Source organism: Haloglomus irregulare (assembly GCF_007421925.1).
GTDB classification, from domain to species: Archaea; Halobacteriota; Halobacteria; order Halobacteriales; family Haloarculaceae; genus Haloglomus; species Haloglomus irregulare.
Genome location: NZ_QMDX01000010.1, coordinates 109,154 through 129,663, shown reverse-complemented (window position 1 = coordinate 129,663; position 20,510 = coordinate 109,154). Strand labels below are relative to the sequence as shown.

Genomic DNA, 20,510 nt, shown 5'->3' with positions numbered 1-20,510 from the left:
CCACGCCTCCGCGGATGGGTCCGCGTCCGCGGACGCGAGGGATTCAAGCCCGGACGGCCGGAACGGTCGGTGGATGCTCATCGCGTTCGACTTCGACGGGACGCTCAGTGACTCGGAGATGACCGTGCTGCTGGGGGGCGAGCAGGGCGTCGCCGACGAGATGGCCGACATCACCGAGCGGGCGATGAACGACGAGCTCTCCTACGCCGAGAGCCTGCGCTCGCGGGCGGAGCTGCTGCGGGGCCTGTCCGAGCGGGAGGCCGAGCGCGCCTTTGGCCGGGTGGCGCTGCGGCCCGGCGCCGCCGCCGTCATCGACGCGCTCCGGGACGCCGGGCACACGGTCGCGGTCCTGACCGGTGGGTTCGAGCGCGGCGTGGCGCGCGCGCTCGACGACGCCGGAACCGACGTGGACGCGGTGGTCGCCAACCGGCTCCCGACCCGGGACGGGACGCTGACCGGCGACGTCGAGGGCCCGCTCATCGAGGGCACCAAGGACGAGACGCTGGCGGCCCTCGCCGACGAGGTCGGTGTCGGGATGGCCGACACCGTCGCGGTCGGCGACGGAGCGAACGACCTCCCGATGCTGGAGGTGGCGGGGCTGGCGGTCGGTTACGAGCCCAAACCGGCGGTCGAGCCCCACTGCGACGTGGTGGTCGAGGCGATGGCCGAACTCCGGGAGCTGCTCGAGGAGCGGGGCGTGCTCTGAGGCGGGTCGTGTCGGACGCGCGTCGTACGCGGATTGACGACGGCGGGGCGTCTCCGGCCGGTATGGCACCCGACTCCGGACCGCTGTCGCGGGCCCTCCTGTGGGTGCCCCGGCGACTGGCGCTGTGGGTCGGGGCGAACCCGCTCCGGGCGGCCGGCGGACTCGGCGCGCTGGTCGCGGCCTGGGTCATCCTCGCGTCGCTGTCGCCCGGCTTCGGGCTGGCCGCGGATTTCGCCGGCGTCACCGGCGAGCGGTTCTGGCGGTTCGCTCGGGCGCATCCGGCGTATCCGGCCGCCGTGCTCGTCGGACTCGGGTCGCTGTTACTGCTGCGGTGAGTCCCCGGAACCCACTTCCCGCCCCGGTCCGAGCGGGGCGTATGGACGAGGCCGACACGCCGGACGCGCCGCCGGACGCCGACGAGTTCGTGGAGTACTGTCGCACGCAGGCCGCGCTCCTCTCGGGACGCGTCCAGCGGATGGGCCAGGAGGCCGACGAGCTACTGGACGAGGTGGACGCGACGCTGGCCGACCTGCGCGGGGAGCTGGAGGCCGCCAGCGAGGGGACCACGACCCCGCCCTCGACCGAGGAGCCCGACCGCCCGGAACCCGGCGGCGAGGCGGCAGCGGCCGCCGCCGAGTCGGCGGTCTCCGACGTGGAGCGCAAGCAGTCGCTCATCGCCGCGAAACGCGCCCGGATGGACGCGTTCAACGACCTCGCGGGCGGCTACGCCGACCTCGCCGAGGCGCTCCAGGGCGTCGACGACGAGACGGCGCTGGAGCGGATCGTCCAGTTCGAGGCCGACAACGACGCCCCCGCCTACTTTCCCGACCGCGAGACGCTCGCCGAGACGGTCGCCGGCGAGGGCGTCATCGAGGGGGCAGACGCGGAGGACTCGGAGTAGTCCCCGCGCCCGGGGATAGCGAACGCCTGCATCCGCGCGAGCGCAGCGAGCGCGGCTCCCCGGGTGCCGGCGAACTCCTCTGAACGTTCCTGCGAGGAGCGGATCGCCGGCGGAGTCCGCCAGCCGGTGCCCGCAGATGGCCGAAGGCCGCCGAGGACCCCCGACGAGTAGAGAGCTCAGCCGAAGAGGCTCGTATGGACGGGCGCGAACTCGCTCTCGCCGTCCTCGTCGGCCGTGTCGGTGACGGACTTGCCGCGGACGCCGTCGGCGAGGAAGTCGGCCAGTGGCGGGCCGACCCGGTCGGGCTCGACGAGGAAGGCGTCGTGGCCGTGGTCGGAGTCGACGACGTGGTGGGCGGTGCGGGCGCCGGCGGCACGGAACGCGTCGGCGAGTTCCTCGGCCTGGCTGACGGTGAAATGCCAGTCGCCGGTGAAGGAGACGAGCATCGCCTCGCCGTCGAAGGCGGCCAGCGCGTCGGCGTCGGACTCGTGGCCCGACGCGAGGTCGTAGTTGTCCATCGCCCGCGAGAGGTAGAGGTAGCTGTTCGGGTCGAACCGCTCGGCGAACTTCCCGCCCTGGTAGTCGAGGTACGACTCGACGTCCCGGTAGGGAAAGAAGTCGGCCGCGGGGTCGACCGGGAAGCTGTCGCGGGCGGCGTCCCGCGAGGCGGAGCGGCGGCCGAACTTATCGCTCATCGAGGACTTCGAGAGGTAGGTGACGTGACCGATCTGCCGGGCGATGGCGAGGCCGTGCTCCGGGCGGGGACCGCCGTAGTAGTCGCCGCCCTGCCAGGCGCCGTCGGCGGTGATGGCCCGGCGGGCGATGCCGTCGAGGGCGACGATCTGCGGGTCCAGCCGCGCGGCGGTCGCGACGGGGATGACCCGGTCCACGTGGTCGGGGTGGCGCTTGGCCCAGTCCAGCGCGTTCATGCCGCCGACGGAGCCGCCGACGACGGCGTGGAGGTTGGGGACGCCGAGGCGGTCAAGCAGCCGGCGCTGCGCGCGGGTCCAGTCCCCGACGGTCACGGGCGGGAAGTCGGTGCCCCAGGGCTCGCCGTCCGGGCCCTCGGACGACGGGCCCGAGGAGCCGTAGCAGGAGCCGGGGACGTTCACGCAGACCACGTAGTACGAGGCCGTGTCGATGGCCTTCCCGGCGCCGACGATATCGTCCCACCAGGCCCGGGCCTGCCCCGCGGTGTCCGTGCCGCCGCGGCGCCGGCGGCCGGCGACGTGGGCGCTCCCGGTCAGCGCGTGGCAGACGAGGACGGCGTTGTCGCCGGTGAACTCCCCGTAGGCCTCGTACGAGAGTTCCAGATCCGGAACCGCCTCGCCGCACTCGAAGGTGAACTCGCCGACCGACACCGTGTCGGCCTCGTGCGGGACGCCCTCCATCAGTCGGCTGCCCCGGTGGCGACGGACGCGCGTTCGATGGCCCGTTCCAGGTCCGCCACGATGTCGGCGGGGTCCTCGATGCCGACCGAGAGCCGGACGAGGTCCGGCGTCACGCCGGAGGCGCGCTGTTCCGCCTCGCTCAGCTGGGCGTGGGTGGTGGAGGCGGGGTGGATGAGCAGCGTCCGGGCGTCGCCGATGTTGGCGAGGAAGCGCGCGAGTTCCGTCTCCTCGCAGACGCGCTTGCCGGCCTCGTAGCCGCCCTCCAGGCCGAAGGCGATCATACCGCCGAACCCGCCGTCGAGGTAGCGCCGGGCGTTGGCGTGGGTCTCGTGGGACTCGAGCCCGGGGTGGATGACCCACGCCACGTCCTCGTGTGCCTGCAGCGCCTCGGCGACGACGGTGGCGTTCTCGCAGTGGCGCTCCATCCGCAGGGAGAGCGTCTCCAGCCCCTGGAGCGTGGCCCAAGCGTCGAACGGGGACTGCCCGCTGCCGACCGACCGCACCGCGCGCTGGCGCGCGGCCATCGTGAACGCGCGGTCGCCGAACGCCTCGGCGAAGTTCAGCCCGTGGAACGCCGGGTTCGGGCCGCCGACCTCCGGGTACCGCTCGGGGTGGTCGGCCCAGGGGAAATCGCCGGACTCGACGAGAATCCCGCCAACGGTCGTGCCGGAGCCGTGGATCCACTTGGTCGTCGACTCCCAGACGAGGTCGGCGCCGTAGTCGAACGGGCGACAGAGCGCGGGCGTCGCGAACGTGTTGTCGACGAACAGGGGGACGCCGTGGTCGTGAGACACCTCGGCGATCTCCTCGAACGGCGGCACCACCAGCGCGGGGTTGCCGACGGACTCGACGTGGACGTAGGCGGTGTCCTCGTCGATGGCCTCGGCGTAGGCGTCCGGGTCGAGCGTGTCCACGAACCGGGTCTCGACACCGCGACGACCGGCGGTGCCCGTGAGGTAGGAGTGGGTCCCGCCGTAGATGGCCGAGGAGGAGACGACGTTGTCGCCGGCCTCGGCGAGGACGAAGGTGGCGGCGTCGAGCGCGGCCATCCCGCTGGCCGTGGCGACCGCGTCGCTGCCGCCGTGGAGCGAGGCGAGGCGCCGCTCCAGCTTCCGGGTCGTGGGGTTGCTGATGCGCGAGTAGATGTGGTCGACCTCGTCCAGCGCGTACAGGTCGGCGGCCGTGTCGGCGTCCGGGAACTCGTACGACGTGGTCTGGTGGATGGCCGTCGCCGACGCCCCCGTCTCGGGGTCGGGCTCGTGGCCGGCGTGGACACAGCGGGTGCCGAAGCCCAGGTCAGCGAGGTCGTCCGGCTGCTCGTTGGTCATGTGTGACGTGCATATATCTCTAGGAATCTATAACCCACAGTTACGGCAATATTTGACTGGGTCGGCGTGACACGGGGGCCGGGCCGGGCCCGCGCGGGCCAGCGGCCCCCTCGTCGGCACGACCGAACCCCTCAAGACGCCCCACAGCATACGTCGGAGCGGCAGAGGGAGCCCGGCCCCCGTGCGCACGGTGGCGCATGAGGAAAGTCCCCCCACCGTCCGGGCAGGCGACCGGGCGCAAGCCCGGGGCGGGAGACCGCCGGCACTGGAACAGCAACGAGACCCCCCGGTCAGAGTGATGATGCGCGAGGGGCCGCAAGGCCCCCGGCGCGAGCGGGCCCGGCCCGCGAGCGCGTGAAGCGAGCCGCAAGGTAACCCAGTTAACCCGTTGAACGTCGACGACCGGGAACGGATGGAACGGCGAACCCTCGCCGGTGCAAGCCCGCCGCGCCGGTAGCCCGGACACGGCGGCGGGCGCTCAGCCGAATGCCGGGCCGAACAGAAGGGGGCTTACTCCCCTCAGCCACTCTCGTGGGGAGCGGCGGCGCCGGCCGGGGCCCGACCGCCGCCGGGCTTTTGACAGGGGGTCGCATACGGGCGGCTATGGACTCCGTCCGCAAGGGACTTCGCTCCGAGCAGATCACGAAGGACACCTACGAGCGGCTGCTGTGTGCGGAGTGTGGCGAGACCCTGGCCACGAGAGACAACCCCGACGGGCTGGGAAAGCTCCGGAGCTGCCCGGAGTGTGGCCGGGAGTGGCAGCAGGTCGGGTAGCTCGCCGCCGACCGCCGGCTGACGGGCGTCGGACCGCACCGAACGGTTTTGTGCCCGCGTCACCGAGTTCCGGAAGTGAGCACGGTCGCGGAGTGGACCGAGGCGCTCGCTACGGCGGGCGAGTTGACCCCCGACGTGGTCGACCGTATCATCGAGGCCCACGGCAAGCGCGGCCGCCGGGCCATCGAGGCGGTCGGCGAGCAGCGCGTCAAGGGGTACCGCGACTTCACCGTCGTCGTCGGCTACTCCGAGGAGTACGTCGTCGAGCGGGGCGGCTGCACCTGCGAGGACAGCCAGTACAACCTCGACACCGAGGACCCGGACGAGCTCTGCTGGCACGTCATCGCGGCGAAGATCGCCCCGCGCATCGACGCCGTCGACCACCACGACATGTGGTACTCCGACGTCCGAGAGTTCGTCTGAGTGATGCCGACGACCAACGGCGATCCGCCCGAGGACACCACCGACGGAGGGCACGACGCGACGCCCTTGTCACCGGCTGTGCCGTGCCTGTGCCGGCCGCTGGTGCGGGCGGAGTTCCGGGCGCTCGGCCTGACGCTGGCGGCCGTCGCTTTCGGCGGCCTGGCGGCGGCCCGTGCCGGCGGGCTCGCGGCGGGCGACCCGTGGCTGCTCGGCGCGACCGCGGCCGCGCAGGTCGTCCTCGCCGCCCACTACGCCCGCCGGCCGGCCGGATACGCCCGTGGGACCCTCCCCGTGCCGCGGCGCTGGTACGAACTCGCCGCCGTCGTCGCTGTCGGGCTGTGCGCGGGTGCCGCCGCGGCGCTCCTGCTCGGGTAGTGGCGGCCGCGACCCCCTCATCCGGTGTCGGTCTCCGTCGTCGCCTCGCGGTCGGTCTCCCGGAGGATGAACGGCCCGATCGAGAGCGTCCGCCCCGCCACGGTGGCGATGCGGAGCACGTACGAGAGCAGGATCAGGAACGGGAGCAGCGCCAGCGCCGTCGCGGTACAGACGACCAGCGCCGCCGCGTCGATGCCGACGGGCGTGGCGAGCGGCGCCGTGGTGGGCTCGAAGAACGCCAGCACGGACACCGTGACGACCAGCGACGGGAGCGACGCGACCAGGACCAGCCGCGAGAGGTCGACCAGCTCGGACCGGAAGTAGAGCGTCTTGAACTGTTCGCGGGCGGGGCCGAACAGCCGGAGCAGCTCCTCCAGCTCCGCGAGGGCGTCGCGGGCCTCGTCCGGAAGCTGGTCGCCGTGTGCCTCCCGGAGCTGGCGGGCCCGGTAGAGCTTCCGGGAGTACTCGAAGTCGAGCGCGGCGCCGACGACGGTGAACCGGCCGAACGTCGCCCCGGAGAGGGAGCCGCTCGCCAGCCGGGCGGCGGTGTCGACGCTCTCGGCGAGGTCACGGACCCCCCGACCGGCCTCGTCGTCCCTCCCCGCGTCGACGGCGTCCAGGAGGCGGTCGGCCTGGTCGCCGGTCGCCGTCACCATCGCCCGCAGGAACGCCGAGGGCTCGGCGGGCGCGACGGGGTCCACGAGATGGTCGGCGACGTCCGCCCGGAACGCCATCGCGTCCTCCATCCGCTCGCGCTGGTCGCCGACCGCGCCCAGCTCCTGTGAGAGGACGAGCTGGTTCAGCGTCAGCACCAGCGTGACGCCCGTGACGGTGGCACCGACGAGCGCCTGGAACAGCGTCTCGACCGGGTCGCCCGCCCGGACGGCGGCCCCCGCCCCGGGGACCGCGACCGCCACGAGCAGGAGCGCGGCGAACAGCCCGACCAGCAGTCCCAGGGTCACGAGGCGGCGGTCCGCCCCGAGCAGGAGGTACGCGAGCGTCGTGTCGCCCTCGCTCCGCTCGGCCATCGACTCCGCCGCGTCGGCGCCCGCGTCGTCGGTCGTCTCGCTGCTCACGGCCGGCTCCCCCTCCGGTCGTCCGGTCGCCGCGCGGGCGGATGCATGCCCGGGACGACAGCCGTCGCGCCCTTAGTCGTTGACGAAGGGCGAACGGGTGGACGCTGCGGCGGCCGCGTGGCTCAGTTCGAGTCCTCCTCGGACTCCGACTCGGCCTCCCCTTCCGCCCCCTTCTTCAGGTCCGCCAGTTCCGTCGCCACCTCGTCGTCGTTCGGTTCGTCCCCGGTCGCCCCGTCCGTCTCGACCGCCTCGGTCGACCCGCGGCCGGCCTCGGTCTTCAGCGTCTCCAGCTCCGCCTCCACCTCGCTGCTGGAGCGCATCTCCCGCAGCTCCTTGTCGATGTCGTCCTCGTCCGAGAGGGCGTCGTCGAAGGCGCCCGAGTCCTGCAGCTCGTCCATCGCCTCGGCGCGGGCCTCCATCTCCTCGGTCCGCTCGCGGGAGCGCTCGATGGCGCGAGCGGTCTCGTCCATCTCGTCCCCGACGCCGCTCATGGCCTCCGAGACGCGGGCGCTGGCCTCCGCGGCCTCGTAGCGGGCCTTCATCGTCTCCTTCTCGGTCTTGAACCGCTCGATGCGGTCCTGGAGTTCGTCCTTCTTCTCGACGAGCCGGTCCTGGGTGTTCTGCAGGTCGGCGATCTGGGTCTCCAGGTCCTCGATCTGGGTCATCTTCTCCTTCTTCTTCTCCAGGGCCTTGCGGGCGAGGTCGTCACGGCCGGCCTGGACCGCCTCGCGGGCCTGCTGGTTGTGCTTCTCGACGTTCTCCTCCAGCCGGCGCTTCTGTATCTCCAGGCGCTTCTTCTGGGTCGTCAGGTCGGCGATACCCTGTTTGACGTCCTGGAGCTCGTCGCGCATCTTCTCGTAGCTGTAGTCCAGCGTCTCGGAGGGGTCCTCCTGGCTGGAGACGAGGGCGTTCAACTTCGATCGGACGACGTACGAGGCCCGAGAGAGGATTCCCATGTCCCCGCGTTGGGCGGCTGGGGGCATAAATTTCCCACGTCCACCGGGGCAGCGGACGCCGCCACCGGCCTGCCGGCGCCGGACGGCCGCCCTCGCCGGGTTCCGGGCGCTCCCCGGCTGACCGATACCGATTAGCGTGCGGCGCCCCCACAGCCAGCTATGCCAGACGACGTCGAGGTGGAGGTGGACCCGAAGCGCCGGCAGATGCGGCTGATGGGCGTCGGCTCCATCGCCGCGGGCCTCATGACCTTCGGGGCGAGCACCATCTCCGCGGACCCGTACGGGCCCCTCGTGGGCGTCTTCGGGTTCCTGGGTATCGCCGCGATGGTGTTCGAGTACACGGAGGGCATCCAGCGCGGCGTCTCGATGGGGTTCATCATCAGCGGCATCCTCGTCTGGCTCTACCCCATCGTCGTGCCGCCGTCGGGTGGGTCGCCGGCGTTCCTCGGCGCGCTGCTGACACTGGCCGGCGTGTTCAACTTCGGGTTCGCACCGCTGGCCGACCGGCTCCAGGCGTTCGGCGCACGACTCGGCGGCGACGAGGACGCCGAGGAGGCCTGAGCCGGCTGCTCAGTCGTCGCCCGGTGCCCGTTCGGGCTCCGCCTCCCCCGCGTCCCCCGTGCGCGAGGTCGTCACGTACACCAGCTCCCGGTCGAAGACGAACTCGTCGAGGAAGGCCGCGACGTAGACGACGCTCTGGAAGAAGAGGTAGAACCAGAGCGTGAACGCCGCCAGATACTCCAGGGGGTGGTGGCTGTGGCCCGCCCGGCGATCCCGGGCGAAGACGAGATACGAGCAGACGACCGGGCTGAGACCGACGGCGGTCCAGAGGTAACCGTCGCCCGCGAGCCAGGTGGAGCTGTCCAGCGCCAGCCGGTCGAGCACGAACAGTGGCGCGACGAGCACCAGCAGCACCGGCAACAGTGCGTAGCTGAAGGTGTAGACCGCGTCGGCCCGCTCCCGTCGGCTCAACGTCCGATTCCGGGACAACCGGGGCAGATGCCGCACCGCGACCTGCATCCAGCCGCGCGCCCATCGCGAGCGCTGGCTCCACCAACCGGAGAGGGTGGCCGGGTTCTCCTCGTATGTCAGGGTGTACGGGTCGACCTGGATCCGCTTGCCGTGTGCGTGGATGCGCGCGGACATGTCGATGTCCTCGACGAGCACCGCCTCGTCGAACGGCCCGAGTTCGTCGAACAGCTCGGCGCGGAAGAACGCCTGCCCCCCGCCGAAGATGGTGAAGCCGCCGAACACCTGCCGACCGAACAGGTCCGCGAGCTCGGCGATGTGACGCTCGACGGTCGCGTGGAGCGCGAGCAGCGAGTCGGTCGGGTTCCGGCCGTAGCAGCGCCCCTTCACGCACCAGATCGCCTCGTCGGCGTGGAACCAGCGGACCGCCCGCTCGACCGCGGCGGGATCGAACTCGTGGTCCGCGTCGATACTAGCGATGAGTTCACCGGTGGCGTACTGGAGCGCGTAGTTCGTGGCCTTCGCCTTCCCCCCGCCTGGTTCGTCCCGTTCGACCGCCTTGACCGCGTCGTGCTCATCGCCGTAGCGCTCGGCGATGGCGGCGGTACGGTCGGTGGAGGCGGCCTCGTAGCAGACGACGACCTCCAGCCGGTCGCTGGGGTAGTCGACGGCGAGCGCGGCCTCGATGGTGTCGGCGAGGACCGGCTCCTCGTTGTACGCGGGGATGACGACGCTGACGAGCGGCAGGTCCTCCGGCAACGCCGTCGGCGGGTCGGTTCGGGCGAACGCGAGCAGCGAGCCGAGGAACGTCCGACCTACCAGCCCCAGCAGGAGCACGAGGAGGACCGTTCGGAGCGTCCGCTCGTACGCCACGGAGGCGAGTGTGGGGAGGGTCAGTGCGGCGACCAGCACCGATGTCGTCAGTCCGTACACGAGGACCGTTCGGAGGGAGACGCCGGCCGCGTCCGCCGTCTTGACTTTCATCAGTGCGGACGTCTCCACGGCCGCTCATAGTGGTTTTCATACCGCTTCGTGACGCGTGAGCGTAACGCGTCATGGCGGGGGAACCGGGCTGACTCGTCGTTCGCGGACGGTTCCGCGACGTTCATTACCGATGCCGGCGGTACCACGACCGATGGGTCCCCCGCCAGCCCCTGCCCGTGTGGCCCGTGCCCTCCGACGGCGGGTGCGCGGCGCCGCGGCGGTCGCGGCCGCTCACCCGGGACACGCGCTCGCCGTCGTACTCGTCGTGACCGCCGGGGCCACGCTCCGGCTGTACGGGCTCGGCGCCGAGAGCCTCTGGCTCGACGAGGCCATCACCGCCGTGGTCATCGAGCGGTTCGGGACCCTGGAGCTCCTGACGGCGGTCCCCCGCGAGCAGCCCCACCTCCCCCCGTACTACGTGCTGCTCGACCTGTGGGTCGGGCTGGTCGGGCGAAGCGACGCCGGCCTCCGGGCCCTCTCGGCCGCCTTCGGGGTCGTCGCACTCCCGTTCGTCTACGGGCTCGGACGCCGTCTCTTCGACCGTCGCGTCGGGCTGCTAGCGCTGACCGTCGCCGCCCTCTCCCGGTTCCAGCTCTACTACGCACAGGAGGTCCGCATGTACGCGCTGCTGACCGCCCTGACCGTGGCGTCGTACTACTGTCTCCTGCGCCGCGACGACCCTCGTTGGGCGGGCGGCTACGTCCTGACGTCGGTCGGCGCTGCCTACGTCCACCCGTTCGGGGGGCTGGGGGTCCTCGGCGGACTCGCCTCCATCGTGCTGGCGTCCCGGCTTCGGGAGCGGGGGGTCGACACCCGCGGCTGGCCGGGGACGGCGGGCGGCCGACGGGCTCCCGCCCTCGTCGCGCTCTCGCTCGTCCCGCTGGTCGTCGCGGCGGCTCACGAGTTCGCTACCGGCTTCGGGCTGACGTACCTCTCGCGCCCGGGGCCCGCGGCGGTCGCCCGGTCCCTGCTGATCTTCTTCGGCACCTGGCCGACGCCGGCCGTCGGCGCCGTGGTCGGAGTGCTGCTGGCCGGGTCGGCGCTCGCGGCGCTGGCTCCGCTCGGCGCCGCCGCGACCGGGGTGCGAGCGCCGACCCCGACCGTCGGTGCGACCCTGCTGGTCGCCTGCTGGGCGGCCGCTCCGGTGGTCGTTCTCGTGGCTGCCTCGCACCTCCTCACGCCGGTGTTCTGGTACCGGTACGCGCTACCGGCGGCACCGGCCTGCTACCTGCTGGTCGCGGCCGGCGGCACCGCTCTGACCGACCGTGTAGCCGCGTGGCTCGCCACCCGCCGGCAGCCCGAAGCGGGACGGTCGGTGGCCGCGAACGGCGATGGCCGCGGCCGTCACCTCGCGCTGGTACTCCGCGTCGCGCTGGTGGTGCTGCTCGTCTCCTCGCTCGTCCCGCCGGTTGTGGCCTACCACACGACCGACACCAGGGACCAGTGGGACGAGGCCGTCGATGCCGTGGAGACCCGGGCGGCGCCGGGCGACCTGGTGCTGGTCGACGGCTGCCTCTCGCTGTTCGGTTACGACCGTTACCGGGGGCGCGGCGACCTCGCGGTCCGGGGGGTCGTCGACCTGAACTCGGCGACGGGGGGCGACCCGACGCCACGCGGCGTCATCGAGCGCGCGGTCCGCAACCGCTCGACCGTCTGGACCGTCGTTGCACACGCCTCCGCCCGCGAGGAACGGCGGCTTCGTGGCGCCGTCCGGGGGACGCACGTGCCCGCCCGGACCCGCTCGTTCGTCGCCATCGAGGTGACACGCTACGAGCGACGCGCCGGCGCGGTGAACGGCATCGGGCCGGACGCGACGGGGTCGGTTCCGCCCCCGGCGGCGTTCGGCTGCCGACGCAGCCTCATCTAGACTCCCCCCCGTCGAACTTCGCGAGCAGGGCCTCGTAGAACGCCCCGTCCTCGGCGTCCCCGCCACGGGCCAGCTTCTCGACGATGAGCTCCGGCGTCGAGCGCGCGAGGTGGTCCTTCCGCGGCGACCGGTTCACGACGAGTTCGCCGTCCTCCAGCCCGACGGCCTCGATGCCGTCGACGGTCACGTCGATGGTGCACTCGGCGCGGATCTCGGCGGCCAGGTGGGAGACGAAGACCGCCGTCGAGTCCCCCTCGGCGAGCGCCTCGAGGATGCCCGCGATGATGACTGCGCTCGCGCCCGGTTCCGTGATGGACTCCAGCTCGTCGACCAGCACCAGCCGGCGGTCGCTGCCGACCACGAGGTCGCCGAACTCCCGGAGGGTGGCCTCGAACGCGCCCGCGTCGAGCGTCCCCTGTGACTTGGCCTGGTAGTGGAGCGCCTCGAACCGCTCCAGCCGCGCCGACTCGGCCGGGACGGGGAGCCCCATCTGCCCGAGGACGACGACGAGTCCGACCAGGTCGAGCGTCGAGGTCTTGCCGCCGGAGTTCACCCCGGAGAGCAGCGCCACCCCCTCGATACCGTAGTCGACCGGCTCCACCTCCTCGAAGGGCACGTCCAGCAGCGGGGAGCGCCCGCCCTCGATGGCGATACCCCGGCCCTCGAAGGTCGGCATCGTGCAGTCGAAGTCGGCCGCGAACCGCGCGACGGCCAGCTCCACGTCGAGTTCGAGCCCCGCGTCGACCAGCTCGTGGGCGGGCTCGCGGAGGTCGGCGAGATCCGCGGCGAGGTCGCGTTTGCGGGCGGTGGCGCGGCGGTCCCGAGCGGCGGTCAGCTCCTCGCGGAGCCGCGAGACGGCCCGCTCGTCGTGCTCGACGGGGAACGTCGGGTCGTCGGCGAACGCCCGGCGCGCGATGTCGGTGTGATCGGCGAGATCGAGCGCGTCGACGAGGTGGTCGCGGGCGGCGTCGACCGCCGCCGCGTACTCGTCGGCCAGCTCCCGTTCGAGCAGCGAATCGACGCCGGCGCCCCGCTCGACCAGCGAGAGCAGGTCCGCCCCCTCGACGGTCACGTCCCGGTCCTCGATAGCCGCCCGGAGCCGGTCGTTGGCGACGGATTCGGCCATCGACACCGCGGCGTCGAGGTCGTCGACGGCGTCGGTCAGCCGCCGGAGCTCCTCGTCGCCCGCGACGGTGCCGTCGTCGTTCAACTCGGCGAGCGCGTCGTCCAGCGCGTCCGGCTCGAGCGGCGCGTCGAGGCCGGCCTCGCGCGCCACCGCCGCGGCCGCCCGCAGCGGCCCACGGTTGCGCGCGAAGAAGGCCAGCGTCCGCTCGGGGACGATGCGCTCGGGGTCGTCCAGTGCCCGGGGCTCGACGCGCACGTCGCCCTCGACCTCGACGCCCGCGAACCGCTCGTCCAGCGCGACGACCGTCGAGTAGCCCCGGGCCAGCTCCGCGAGCCCGCGGGCGTCGTCGACCAGTTCGACGCTCATCTCGGGGACCGCGTCGCGGGCCGCCGAGTACGCCTCCGCGTTGCTCGTCGCCAGACAGCGGTCCCGCACCCGGACGTCGCCCGGCGCCTCCAGCGGCTCGACGCCCGCGAGCGCCTCCAGTACGTCGGGGTCGGGCTCGCGGCCCATCGCCCGCTCGGCGAACCCCCGGACCTCCGCGACCCGTGACTCGCTGGCCGAGGGGTAGAGCGTCTCCAGTCGCCGGGCGGCGTAGTCGGTGACGGCCCGCTCCTGGAGCAGGCCCAGCGCGTCCCGGTACAGCTCCCGGGCCCGGTCGGTGGCGAGGAACTCGCCGTCGTCGCCGTGGCGGTGCCGGATAGCCGCCCGGGCGATACGGGCCGCGCGGCCGTCGCTGATGCCCGGCGCGCGGGCGATGGCGGCCACGTCGCCCTCGCTCAGGGCCTGCTCCGGGTCGTCCAGCTCGGCGAGGCGGTCGGCGGTCTTGGCGCCGACGCCCGGCACCTCGCGTACGTCCATCAGGCGTGTGTGGGGTCGGCACGGCCCAAAACGGTAGCGGGTCGGAGCGGGGGCCAGGAACCGAGCGGCGACCGCTCCTCCGGCGACCACCGCAGCGGGTTCCCGCTCGTCCGTCCGGCCGCCCGCTCGGCGGTGTTCCCGCCCAGCCGCTCGGCGCCCTCGCCGGCCACGCTGCGCTCGAACGACCGCTGCTGGCTGTAGTTCGGGCAGCCGGGGGACCACCTCGACCGTGGCGCGCCTGCCGTCGAGCCGGAGCCGACTCCGCTTCCGCGGGTCCACGAGGCGGACGTGCTCGACCAGCGGGTCCCCCGCCGCGGGCGCCGTCTCGAACCGGACGAACCCGAACTCGTCGGCCGGGACGGGGACCCACACGCTCCTGTCGCGGCCGACGGGGGACAACCGCGGGTGGGTTCCCCGACGGGGTCACACACCTAGCCGGTCCCGCGGGCCGTGTCAGCCGTGCGGTCGCGGCCCTGTTCGTGACCCGACGCCGGTTTCGAATCTGCCCGGCGAACACTCCCGTAATCACTCGAATAACCGACGGACTATGCCCTTTCGTGCCCCGAAGTGGTCCTATTCGACCAACGATCCGCGGAGGTCGTCGTCCGCCGACGAGAGACAGGACGCCAGACACGCCTCGGGTTCGTTGTCGATGCGGGCCGTCCAGTCGCGCCACCAGTCCCGGTCGAGGGTCCCCGCGACCTCGCCGCTGACGTACACGGTCACCGTGTCCGGGCCGATGTCGGTTTCGATATCCATGTGCCATGATGGCACTCGACATAATAAAACCCCACTCATCGGTGCGCTCGCCGTGCACGGCCGGCCCACGCCTTTACCCTCGGCCGCGACGGCCGCAACCGGCAGATACGGGCCGACGGACCGGCCGTGTGGGCGTACGACGCGTCCGGGTCGGCGCCGGCCGAGGTCACGCTCCCGGCTGGGCCCGAGCTACCGGAGCTGGTCGCACCACCGCTCGACCTGCCGCTCGGTCGCCGCCTCCGACCGGGAGTTGTCGATACGGACGTGCGGCAGCGCGAGCTCGTCGAACGACGTCATCAGTTCGTGGTAGGTCCCGAGCGAGGCGTCGCTCAACTCGCCGTCGAGGTCGCGGTCGGCGATGCGCTCGACGGCCACGGACTCGTCGCAGACGACCCGGACCAGTTCGAAGCCGCAGTCGACGTCGTCGGCCAGGTCGCGCGCCCACTCGCGCTGGCGCTCGTTCTGGAAGGTCCCGTCGAGGACGACCTCGCGCCCGGCGGCCAGATGCCCGTGGGCCTCGTCCAGCACCCGGCTGTACACCCGGCGGGACTCGACGCGGTCGTAGCGGGGCTCCGGGCGGATCTCCTTGCGGACGGCGTCGGTCCGCAGCAGGGCCGCCCCGAGGCGGTCGGCGACCCGGGCGGCAGTCGTGGACTTCCCGACCCCCGGCAGGCCACAGACGACGACGAGACGGGGCATGTTACGGGTTGACGGAGGGTCAGCAAAAAGCCAGCGGGAGCCACCGCCTCACCCTACCGGCCACGTCACCGCCGGGTGGTCCGCGATGACGCCGTCGACGCCGAGGCGGTCGAGCCGGGCGACCTCGTGCCACCGGGTCACGGTCCAGGCGTTGACCGTCCAGCCCTGTGCGGCGGCGGCCTCGAGCACGCGGTCGCGGGCCTCGGGCCGGGCCGGCGGGTCCGTCCGGGAGTCGTCGCCGAGCAGGTCGTCCAGCGAGGGGTGGACCGCCGCACAGTCGTGCCGGCGCGCCACCGCGACGGCGGCGTCGACGGTCCCGGCACAGAGCGCGGCCGTCGGGTGGTCGCCCGCCTCGCCTGCCGCCGCCAGTGCGCCCTCGCAGAACGAGGAGAGCAGGGCGTCGGTCCCGTCGAGGACGTCGAGGACACGCGCGACGAACGGGTGCCACAGCTCCCGCTGGGTGGCGCGGTCGTCGGCGTCGAGGTCGACGCCCGGGCGGATGTCGAACGAGCCGGGGTTCTTCAGCTCGACGTTCAGCCGGACGTCGTCGGGACGGGCGTCCCGGACCGCGGCCAGCGTCGGGACGGTCTCCCCGGAATCCAGCACCTCCGCGGCGACCACCTCGGCGAGCGGGGTCTCGTGGACGACGCCCTCGCGGTCGGTGAGGCCCGGGCCCCCGTCCGCGGCGGTATCGAGTCGACTGTCGTGGAAGACGACGGGCGTCCCGTCGGCGACCGGCTGGACGTCGACCTCTACCATCGCCGTCTCCGGGTGCGCGGCGGCGCGACGGACGGCCAGCTCGGTGTTCTGCGGATAGCTCCCGGCGAACCCGCGGTGGGCGACGAGCGTGGGGTCCATATCCGACGGGTGTGGCCCGGGCACTTGGCGTTCCCGACGGCCGGGCGGCCGTGTCTGCCCCCGGTCCGCGTCGGGACCCCGGCCGGCCAACCCGCCGCCGGGCCGGTGGGACCGATTTATGTCGTCCGGCGCACTGGCCGGGGTATGGCATCCACACGCCTCGCCGACAGAACGGTCCTCGTCACGGGAGCTGGCTCCGGCATCGGCCGTGAAACCACCATCCGCTGTGCCGAGGCGGGCGCCACCGTCATCGCCACGGACGTCGACAGTAACGGCGGCCAGGAGACCGTCTCGATGGTGCAGGAGGCCGACCCGGACGGCGTCGTCGAGTTCGAGAAACTGGACGTGACGAACCGGGAGCGGTTCGGCGAGGTGGCGGACGGGACCGCCGACCAGTACGGCCTGGACTGCGTCGTCAACAACGCCGGTACCGGTCACCCGCCCGCCAACGTCGAGGACGTGAGCGACGGCACCTTCGACTACGTCGTGGACGTGAACCTGCGGGGGGTCTGGAACGGCTGTCAGGCGACGCTCCCGCACCTGAAGGCGGGTGACGGCGACGCGGCCATCGTCAACGTCTCCTCGCTGGCCGGCTTCCTCGGCTTCCCCAAGCAGTCGGTCTACTCGCTGACGAAGGGCGCGGTCCTCAACTTCTCGCGGGCGGTCGCCGCCGAGGCCGGCCCCGCCGGCGTCCGGTGTAACGCGGTCTGCCCCGGCTTCACCGACACGCCGCTGGGCCGTCAGTACTTCGAGACCAAGGGCGACCCCGAGAAGGCCATGGAGAAGGCCGCTCGGCAGTACCCGCTCAAGCGCCTCGGCGAGCCCGAGGAGATCGCCGAACCGATCCTCTTCCTGCTGAGCGAGGAGGCCTCCTGGATCTCCGGGCATGGCCTCGTCGTCGACGGCGGGTTCTCTATCACATAGCGGGCCTCCCGCGGCGGCCCCGAAGTTGAAACCGGAAGCCGCGGCACTCCGTCGCGATGCCAGCCGGAACAGCACCACCACGGGGGTGCCGGTGAGCGACCGCGCTCTCGTCGCCTACGAGCGACCCGACGGCCGGTACGTCCTCCACTACGCCCACTGGGGGGCGAGCGACGGTCTCGTCGAGCGGCTGACGCCGGCGACCCCCTTCGGCGGCGCCGACCCACGGGCCGAGTGGGCCGCCGGCCTACTGCGCGACCTGCTGACCGCGACCGGCATCGACCCCGACTCCGTGGCGGGTCGCGTGCCCGCGGAGGCCGCCACCGCCGTGGACCCGATGCCGCTGGCGGTCGCCGTCACCCGCGATGGCCTCGTCGACCGGGTCGCGTTCGGCGTCCACCGGGCGCTGGTCGTCGTCGACCGGTCGTTCGACGCGACGACATACGCCGCCGTCCCGTTCGACCTCGCGCCGGTGGCCGGGACGCTCGACGGGACCGCCGTCGACCCGGACGCCGGCGGCCTGCTGGTGCCCGTCGCGACGTCGGTCACGTCGCTCCGCGAGCGGGCCGGCGGCGCCCGCGAGGCGCTCGGTGCGGCCGTCGACGGTGGGCTCGACCCGCCCACCGCCCGGCGTGCGCTGCGCGAGACGGCCGCGCGCTGGGTCGGGGCCGACCGCCTGCTCGTCGCCGACGGCCCGGGACCGTGACGGGTTTGACCCGGGCGCCGCTACGGCCGGCAGTGAGCGACGGGACCGAAGCCGGCGGGGACGCGGAGACGGACGACGAGCCCGGACTCCCGACGGCGCCGGACGGCACGGTGTCGGGCCGTGGCGTCGAGACGGTCGTCGCCCCCGGGCCGACGGCCGCGCTGGCGGTCTGCGAGCGTGCGCTGGCCGGGGACGCCCTGCTGACGGTGTTCGGCCGCTGTCGCGTCGAGTACGACGGCCGGGCGAGTTCCTCGCTCGGCCCCGGCGACCGGCTGCTCGTCTGCAAGCCCGACGGGAGCGTCCTCGTCCACACCGAGGAGGGCCAGCAGCCGGTCAACTGGCAGCCCCCCGGCTGCACCGTCGAGCCGGCGCTCGTCGAGACCGACGGCGAGGAGCGCCTCCGCGTCCGGAGCGAGCGGTCGACGCCTGCCGAGGAGCTGCTGGTCGAGTTCGGGACCGTCGCACAGGTCTCGGCCTACGACGCGGTCGACGCCGAGGAACTGGCGCTGACGGGCACCGAGGCGGACCTCCGCGAGCGCGTGCTCGACGACCCGACGCTGGTGGAACCCGGCTTCACGCCGCTGGCGACGGAGCGCCGGACGCCTGCGGGTGCGGTCGACGTCTACGGCGAGGACGCCGACGGCCGGACGGTCGTACTGGAGCTGAAACGCCGCCGGGTCGGGCCGGACGCCGTCGGCCAGCTCTCGCGCTACGTGGACGCGCTCCGGCGGGACCTCCACGACGACGCCGCGGTGCGGGGGGTACTGGTCGCGCCGTCGGTGACCGACCGGGCGCGGCGGCTGCTGGCCAAGGCGGGGCTGGAGTTCGTCGCGCTCGACCCGCCCGACCCCGAGTGAGGGCTACTGGCGGCGACGGGTCGGCGGCTCCGAACCGACCGCATCCGCTAAGTGCGCCGACGCCCGACGTAGTGGTATGCAACATCGAGAACTCGGCGACTCCGGCGTCGAGGTCAGCGAGGTCGGGTTCGGCGCGTGGGTCGTCGGCACGGACTGGTGGGGCGACCGCACGGAGGACCAGGCCGTCGAGATGGTCCAGCACGCGCTCGACCGCGGGGTCACCTACTTCGACACCAGCGACGTCTACGGCCAAGGCGACTCCGAGCGGCTGCTGGGTCGGGCGCTGGCCGAGCACCGCGACGAGGCCGTCATCGGGACGAAGGTCGGCTACGACTTCTACGACAACCCGCAGGCCGGGCACGGCGAGCTCCCGAAGGAGCTCGACGTCGACTACCTGGACGAGGCCTTCGAGAAGTCGCTCGACCGGCTCGGGGTCGACCACGTCGAGCTCCTCCAGCTGCACAACGCCAACGCCGACGAGGTCGACGCCGACGTGCTGGAGTGGCTCGACGAGCAGCGCGAGCAGGGTCGCGTCGAGGCGGTCGGCTGGGCGCTGGGCCCCTCCATCGGCTGGCTCGCGGAGGGCGACGCCGCCGTCGCCCACGAGTTCGACGTCGTCCAGACCGTCTTCAACATGTTCGAGCAGACGCCCGGACGGCACTTCGTCGAGACCATCCGCGCCGAGAACGCCGACACGAGCCTGATGGCCCGGGTCCCCCACTCCTCGGGACTGCTGAACGAGCAGGTCACGCCGGAGACGGAACTCGAGGCCGGCGACCACCGCGGCCACCGCCCGACCGCGTGGTACGAGGCCGGCTGGGAGAAGGTCGAGAACGTCCGCTTCCTCGAGCGGGACGGCGCCCGGACGCTGGGCCAGGCGGCCATCCAGTGGCTGCTCTCGTTCGACGAGATGGCCTCCGTCACCCCGACCTTCCGCACCGAGGCCGACATCGACGAGTGGGCCGCCGCGCCCGACACCCCCGCGCTGGACGACGAGGAACTCCGGCGCGTCGAGGAACTCTCCGCCGAGAACTTCGGCGCCTCCCAGGACGACGGGATGGCCGCCGGGGACCTGCGGACCAGCGTCGGCGGCGATGACCTGCGGGACGCCGGCGTGCTGTCCAGCGCGGCCGGGGACTGAGACGGTCGCGCTCGATTACTCGGCTACGTTCCCGATTGCTCGACTGAGGCTCGCTGGGGGCTACTATCCGAACTATGAGCTACGTACAGGGTAGTCTCCCGAGATACTGGCAGTTCCGGCGGGAATCAGGCGAACGCCCGCAGCAGCCCCCGGCCGTCGGTCCCGCCGTGCAGGTCCGGGAGCGCAGCGCGCTCGGGGTGGGGCATCAGCACCGCGACGGTCTCGCGCTCGCCCAGCACCCCGGCGACCCCGCCCTTCGACCCGTTCGGGTTGGCCGCGTCGGTCACGGTCCCGTCAGCGTCGCAGTAGCGGAACAGCACGCGGTCCTCGGCGACGAGTCGCTCGTACCGGTCGTCCTCGGCCTCGAAGCGGCCCTCGCCGTGGGCGATGGGAAGGCGGACGACGTCGCCCTCGTCGAACGCGGCGGTGAAGGGTGTGTCCGCACGCTCGACCCGGCAGTGGACTTGCTCGCACTGGAAGCGGGCGCTCCGGTTGGTGGTGAACGCGCCCGGGGTCAGCCCGGACTCGGAGCCGATCTGCGCGCCGTTGCAGACGCCGAGGACGGGCGTGCCCTCGGCGGCGGCCTCGCGGACCTCCGTCATGACGGGCGAGCGCGCGGCCATCGCGCCGGCGCGGAGGTAGTCACCGTACGAGAAGCCGCCGGGGATGACGACGCCGGACGGGTCGGCGGGCAGGCCGTCCTCGTGCCAGGCGATCTCGGCGTCGACGCCGAGGTGCTCCAGGGCGCGGACGGCGTCGCGGTCGCAGTTCGAGCCACCGAACCTGATGACGGCGACGGTCACAGCGACCACCCCGTGTGGGCGTCGGGCGT

At 72.9% G+C, this 20,510-nt stretch carries 22 protein-coding genes and 1 other RNA gene; 13 read left to right on the top strand and 10 right to left on the bottom strand.

The genetic code is table 11. The annotated features are described in order from the left end of the window. The first annotated feature begins 73 nt into the window (after positions 1-73). From serB to DP107_RS14520, 3 genes are all read left to right on the top strand, one after another. Positions 74-706: a phosphoserine phosphatase SerB gene (serB, locus tag DP107_RS14530; RefSeq protein WP_144262857.1), complete on the top strand. Its 633-nt coding sequence runs from the start codon at positions 74-76 to the stop codon at positions 704-706. Positions 707-768: 62 nt separating this feature from the next. After that, positions 769-1,041 carry a hypothetical protein gene (locus DP107_RS14525; protein ID WP_144262856.1) on the top strand — a complete coding sequence of 91 codons (273 nt, stop codon included), beginning with the start codon at positions 769-771 and terminating at the stop codon, positions 1,039-1,041. 41 nt (positions 1,042-1,082) lie between these two features. Continuing rightward, a complete protein-coding gene (locus tag DP107_RS14520) occupies positions 1,083-1,607 on the top strand; it encodes a hypothetical protein (RefSeq protein WP_144262855.1) in 525 nt (174 codons plus the stop codon). A gap of 176 nt (positions 1,608-1,783) precedes the next feature. Here the strand turns inward: DP107_RS14520 and metX are convergent, their stop codons facing one another. Both metX and DP107_RS14510 read right to left on the bottom strand, forming a co-directional pair. Then, positions 1,784-2,998, bottom strand: coding sequence for a homoserine O-acetyltransferase MetX (metX, locus tag DP107_RS14515; RefSeq protein ID WP_144262854.1), 1,215 nt, complete (start codon positions 2,996-2,998; stop codon positions 1,784-1,786). Then, the gene (locus DP107_RS14510) at positions 2,998-4,326 is read right to left on the bottom strand and encodes an O-acetylhomoserine aminocarboxypropyltransferase/cysteine synthase family protein (RefSeq protein WP_144262853.1); all 1,329 of its coding nucleotides are present in this window, start codon (positions 4,324-4,326) and stop codon (positions 2,998-3,000) included. The genes metX and DP107_RS14510 overlap by 1 nt, the downstream gene beginning before the upstream one ends. A gap of 160 nt (positions 4,327-4,486) precedes the next feature. Here DP107_RS14510 and rnpB point away from each other — a divergent pair. The 4 genes from rnpB to DP107_RS14495 all read left to right on the top strand — a co-directional run bounded on the left by rnpB (position 4,487) and on the right by DP107_RS14495 (position 5,898). After that, an RNA gene (gene rnpB, locus DP107_RS14505) (RNase P RNA component) lies at positions 4,487-4,851 on the top strand. 78 nt (positions 4,852-4,929) lie between these two features. Next, positions 4,930-5,100, top strand: coding sequence for an HVO_0758 family zinc finger protein (locus tag DP107_RS20175; protein WP_185977331.1), 171 nt, complete (start codon positions 4,930-4,932; stop codon positions 5,098-5,100). A 75-nt stretch (positions 5,101-5,175) separates the two neighbouring features. Continuing rightward, a complete protein-coding gene (locus DP107_RS14500) occupies positions 5,176-5,523 on the top strand; it encodes a hypothetical protein (RefSeq protein ID WP_144262852.1) in 348 nt (115 codons plus the stop codon). Positions 5,524-5,526: 3 nt separating this feature from the next. Then, positions 5,527-5,898 (top strand): hypothetical protein, encoded by a 372-nt coding sequence (locus tag DP107_RS14495; RefSeq protein WP_144262851.1) that lies wholly within the window; start codon positions 5,527-5,529, stop codon positions 5,896-5,898. A gap of 17 nt (positions 5,899-5,915) precedes the next feature. Here DP107_RS14495 and DP107_RS14490 read toward each other — a convergent pair whose 3' ends face one another. Both DP107_RS14490 and DP107_RS14485 read right to left on the bottom strand, forming a co-directional pair. Next, complete coding sequence (locus DP107_RS14490; protein WP_238330888.1) at positions 5,916-6,974, bottom strand: hypothetical protein; 1,059 nt, start codon at positions 6,972-6,974, stop codon at positions 5,916-5,918. Between the two features lie 122 nt (positions 6,975-7,096). Next, complete coding sequence (locus DP107_RS14485; protein ID WP_144262850.1) at positions 7,097-7,930, bottom strand: PspA/IM30 family protein; 834 nt, start codon at positions 7,928-7,930, stop codon at positions 7,097-7,099. A 159-nt stretch (positions 7,931-8,089) separates the two neighbouring features. On the opposite strand from DP107_RS14485, the gene DP107_RS14480 reads away from it, so the two are divergent. Continuing rightward, positions 8,090-8,491 (top strand): hypothetical protein, encoded by a 402-nt coding sequence (locus tag DP107_RS14480; protein WP_144262849.1) that lies wholly within the window; start codon positions 8,090-8,092, stop codon positions 8,489-8,491. Between the two features lie 9 nt (positions 8,492-8,500). Here DP107_RS14480 and DP107_RS14475 read toward each other — a convergent pair whose 3' ends face one another. After that, a complete protein-coding gene (locus tag DP107_RS14475) occupies positions 8,501-9,883 on the bottom strand; it encodes a glycosyltransferase (protein WP_144262848.1) in 1,383 nt (460 codons plus the stop codon). Between the two features lie 178 nt (positions 9,884-10,061). Between DP107_RS14475 and DP107_RS14470 the strand changes: the two genes are divergently transcribed. Then, positions 10,062-11,750, top strand: a complete 1,689-nt coding sequence (locus DP107_RS14470) for a glycosyltransferase family 39 protein (RefSeq protein WP_185977330.1) — start codon at positions 10,062-10,064, stop codon at positions 11,748-11,750. Here DP107_RS14470 and DP107_RS14465 read toward each other — a convergent pair. From DP107_RS14465 to DP107_RS14450, 4 genes are all read right to left on the bottom strand, one after another. Then, complete coding sequence (locus tag DP107_RS14465) at positions 11,743-13,737, bottom strand: MutS-related protein (RefSeq protein WP_144262846.1); 1,995 nt, start codon at positions 13,735-13,737, stop codon at positions 11,743-11,745. The two genes, DP107_RS14470 and DP107_RS14465, sit on opposite strands and share 8 nt — an antisense overlap. 573 nt (positions 13,738-14,310) lie before the next feature. Beyond that, the gene (locus DP107_RS14460) at positions 14,311-14,496 is read right to left on the bottom strand and encodes a hypothetical protein (protein ID WP_144262845.1); all 186 of its coding nucleotides are present in this window, start codon (positions 14,494-14,496) and stop codon (positions 14,311-14,313) included. Positions 14,497-14,685: 189 nt separating this feature from the next. Continuing rightward, entirely contained in the window at positions 14,686-15,195 is a 510-nt protein-coding gene (locus tag DP107_RS14455) for an AAA family ATPase (RefSeq protein WP_144262844.1), read from the bottom strand. Between the two features lie 48 nt (positions 15,196-15,243). Beyond that, positions 15,244-16,053, bottom strand: coding sequence for a glycerophosphodiester phosphodiesterase (locus DP107_RS14450; RefSeq protein ID WP_144262843.1), 810 nt, complete (start codon positions 16,051-16,053; stop codon positions 15,244-15,246). A gap of 144 nt (positions 16,054-16,197) precedes the next feature. Between DP107_RS14450 and DP107_RS14445 the strand changes: the two genes are divergently transcribed. From DP107_RS14445 to DP107_RS14430, 4 genes are all read left to right on the top strand, one after another. Then, complete coding sequence (locus DP107_RS14445; protein WP_144262842.1) at positions 16,198-16,977, top strand: SDR family NAD(P)-dependent oxidoreductase; 780 nt, start codon at positions 16,198-16,200, stop codon at positions 16,975-16,977. A gap of 91 nt (positions 16,978-17,068) precedes the next feature. After that, positions 17,069-17,680 carry a DUF6735 family protein gene (locus DP107_RS14440; RefSeq protein ID WP_144262841.1) on the top strand — a complete coding sequence of 204 codons (612 nt, stop codon included), beginning with the start codon at positions 17,069-17,071 and terminating at the stop codon, positions 17,678-17,680. Positions 17,681-17,790: 110 nt separating this feature from the next. Continuing rightward, positions 17,791-18,537, top strand: coding sequence for an endonuclease NucS (nucS, locus tag DP107_RS14435; RefSeq protein WP_144262876.1), 747 nt, complete (start codon positions 17,791-17,793; stop codon positions 18,535-18,537). 76 nt (positions 18,538-18,613) lie between these two features. Beyond that, a complete protein-coding gene (locus DP107_RS14430) occupies positions 18,614-19,678 on the top strand; it encodes an aldo/keto reductase (protein ID WP_144262840.1) in 1,065 nt (354 codons plus the stop codon). A gap of 125 nt (positions 19,679-19,803) precedes the next feature. Here the strand turns inward: DP107_RS14430 and purQ are convergent, their stop codons facing one another. Continuing rightward, positions 19,804-20,481, bottom strand: a complete 678-nt coding sequence (purQ, locus tag DP107_RS14425) for a phosphoribosylformylglycinamidine synthase I (RefSeq protein WP_144262839.1) — start codon at positions 20,479-20,481, stop codon at positions 19,804-19,806. Positions 20,482-20,510: the final 29 nt, after the last annotated feature.

Coding starts and splice junctions, on each gene's coding strand:
- DP107_RS14525 (WP_144262856.1), top strand. CDS start 769: ATGGCACCCGACTCCGGACCGCTGTCGCGGGCCCTCCTGTGGGTGCCC.
- serB (WP_144262857.1), top strand. CDS start 74: ATGCTCATCGCGTTCGACTTCGACGGGACGCTCAGTGACTCGGAGATG.
- metX (WP_144262854.1), bottom strand. CDS start 2,998: ATGGAGGGCGTCCCGCACGAGGCCGACACGGTGTCGGTCGGCGAGTTC.
- DP107_RS14485 (WP_144262850.1), bottom strand. CDS start 7,930: ATGGGAATCCTCTCTCGGGCCTCGTACGTCGTCCGATCGAAGTTGAAC.
- DP107_RS14430 (WP_144262840.1), top strand. CDS start 18,614: ATGCAACATCGAGAACTCGGCGACTCCGGCGTCGAGGTCAGCGAGGTC.
- DP107_RS14475 (WP_144262848.1), bottom strand. CDS start 9,883: ATGAAAGTCAAGACGGCGGACGCGGCCGGCGTCTCCCTCCGAACGGTC.
- DP107_RS14460 (WP_144262845.1), bottom strand. CDS start 14,496: ATGGATATCGAAACCGACATCGGCCCGGACACGGTGACCGTGTACGTC.
- DP107_RS14510 (WP_144262853.1), bottom strand. CDS start 4,326: ATGACCAACGAGCAGCCGGACGACCTCGCTGACCTGGGCTTCGGCACC.
- DP107_RS14465 (WP_144262846.1), bottom strand. CDS start 13,737: ATGGACGTACGCGAGGTGCCGGGCGTCGGCGCCAAGACCGCCGACCGC.
- DP107_RS14480 (WP_144262849.1), top strand. CDS start 8,090: ATGCCAGACGACGTCGAGGTGGAGGTGGACCCGAAGCGCCGGCAGATG.
- DP107_RS14495 (WP_144262851.1), top strand. CDS start 5,527: ATGCCGACGACCAACGGCGATCCGCCCGAGGACACCACCGACGGAGGG.
- DP107_RS14450 (WP_144262843.1), bottom strand. CDS start 16,053: ATGGACCCCACGCTCGTCGCCCACCGCGGGTTCGCCGGGAGCTATCCG.
- DP107_RS20175 (WP_185977331.1), top strand. CDS start 4,930: ATGGACTCCGTCCGCAAGGGACTTCGCTCCGAGCAGATCACGAAGGAC.
- DP107_RS14520 (WP_144262855.1), top strand. CDS start 1,083: ATGGACGAGGCCGACACGCCGGACGCGCCGCCGGACGCCGACGAGTTC.
- DP107_RS14445 (WP_144262842.1), top strand. CDS start 16,198: ATGGCATCCACACGCCTCGCCGACAGAACGGTCCTCGTCACGGGAGCT.
- DP107_RS14455 (WP_144262844.1), bottom strand. CDS start 15,195: ATGCCCCGTCTCGTCGTCGTCTGTGGCCTGCCGGGGGTCGGGAAGTCC.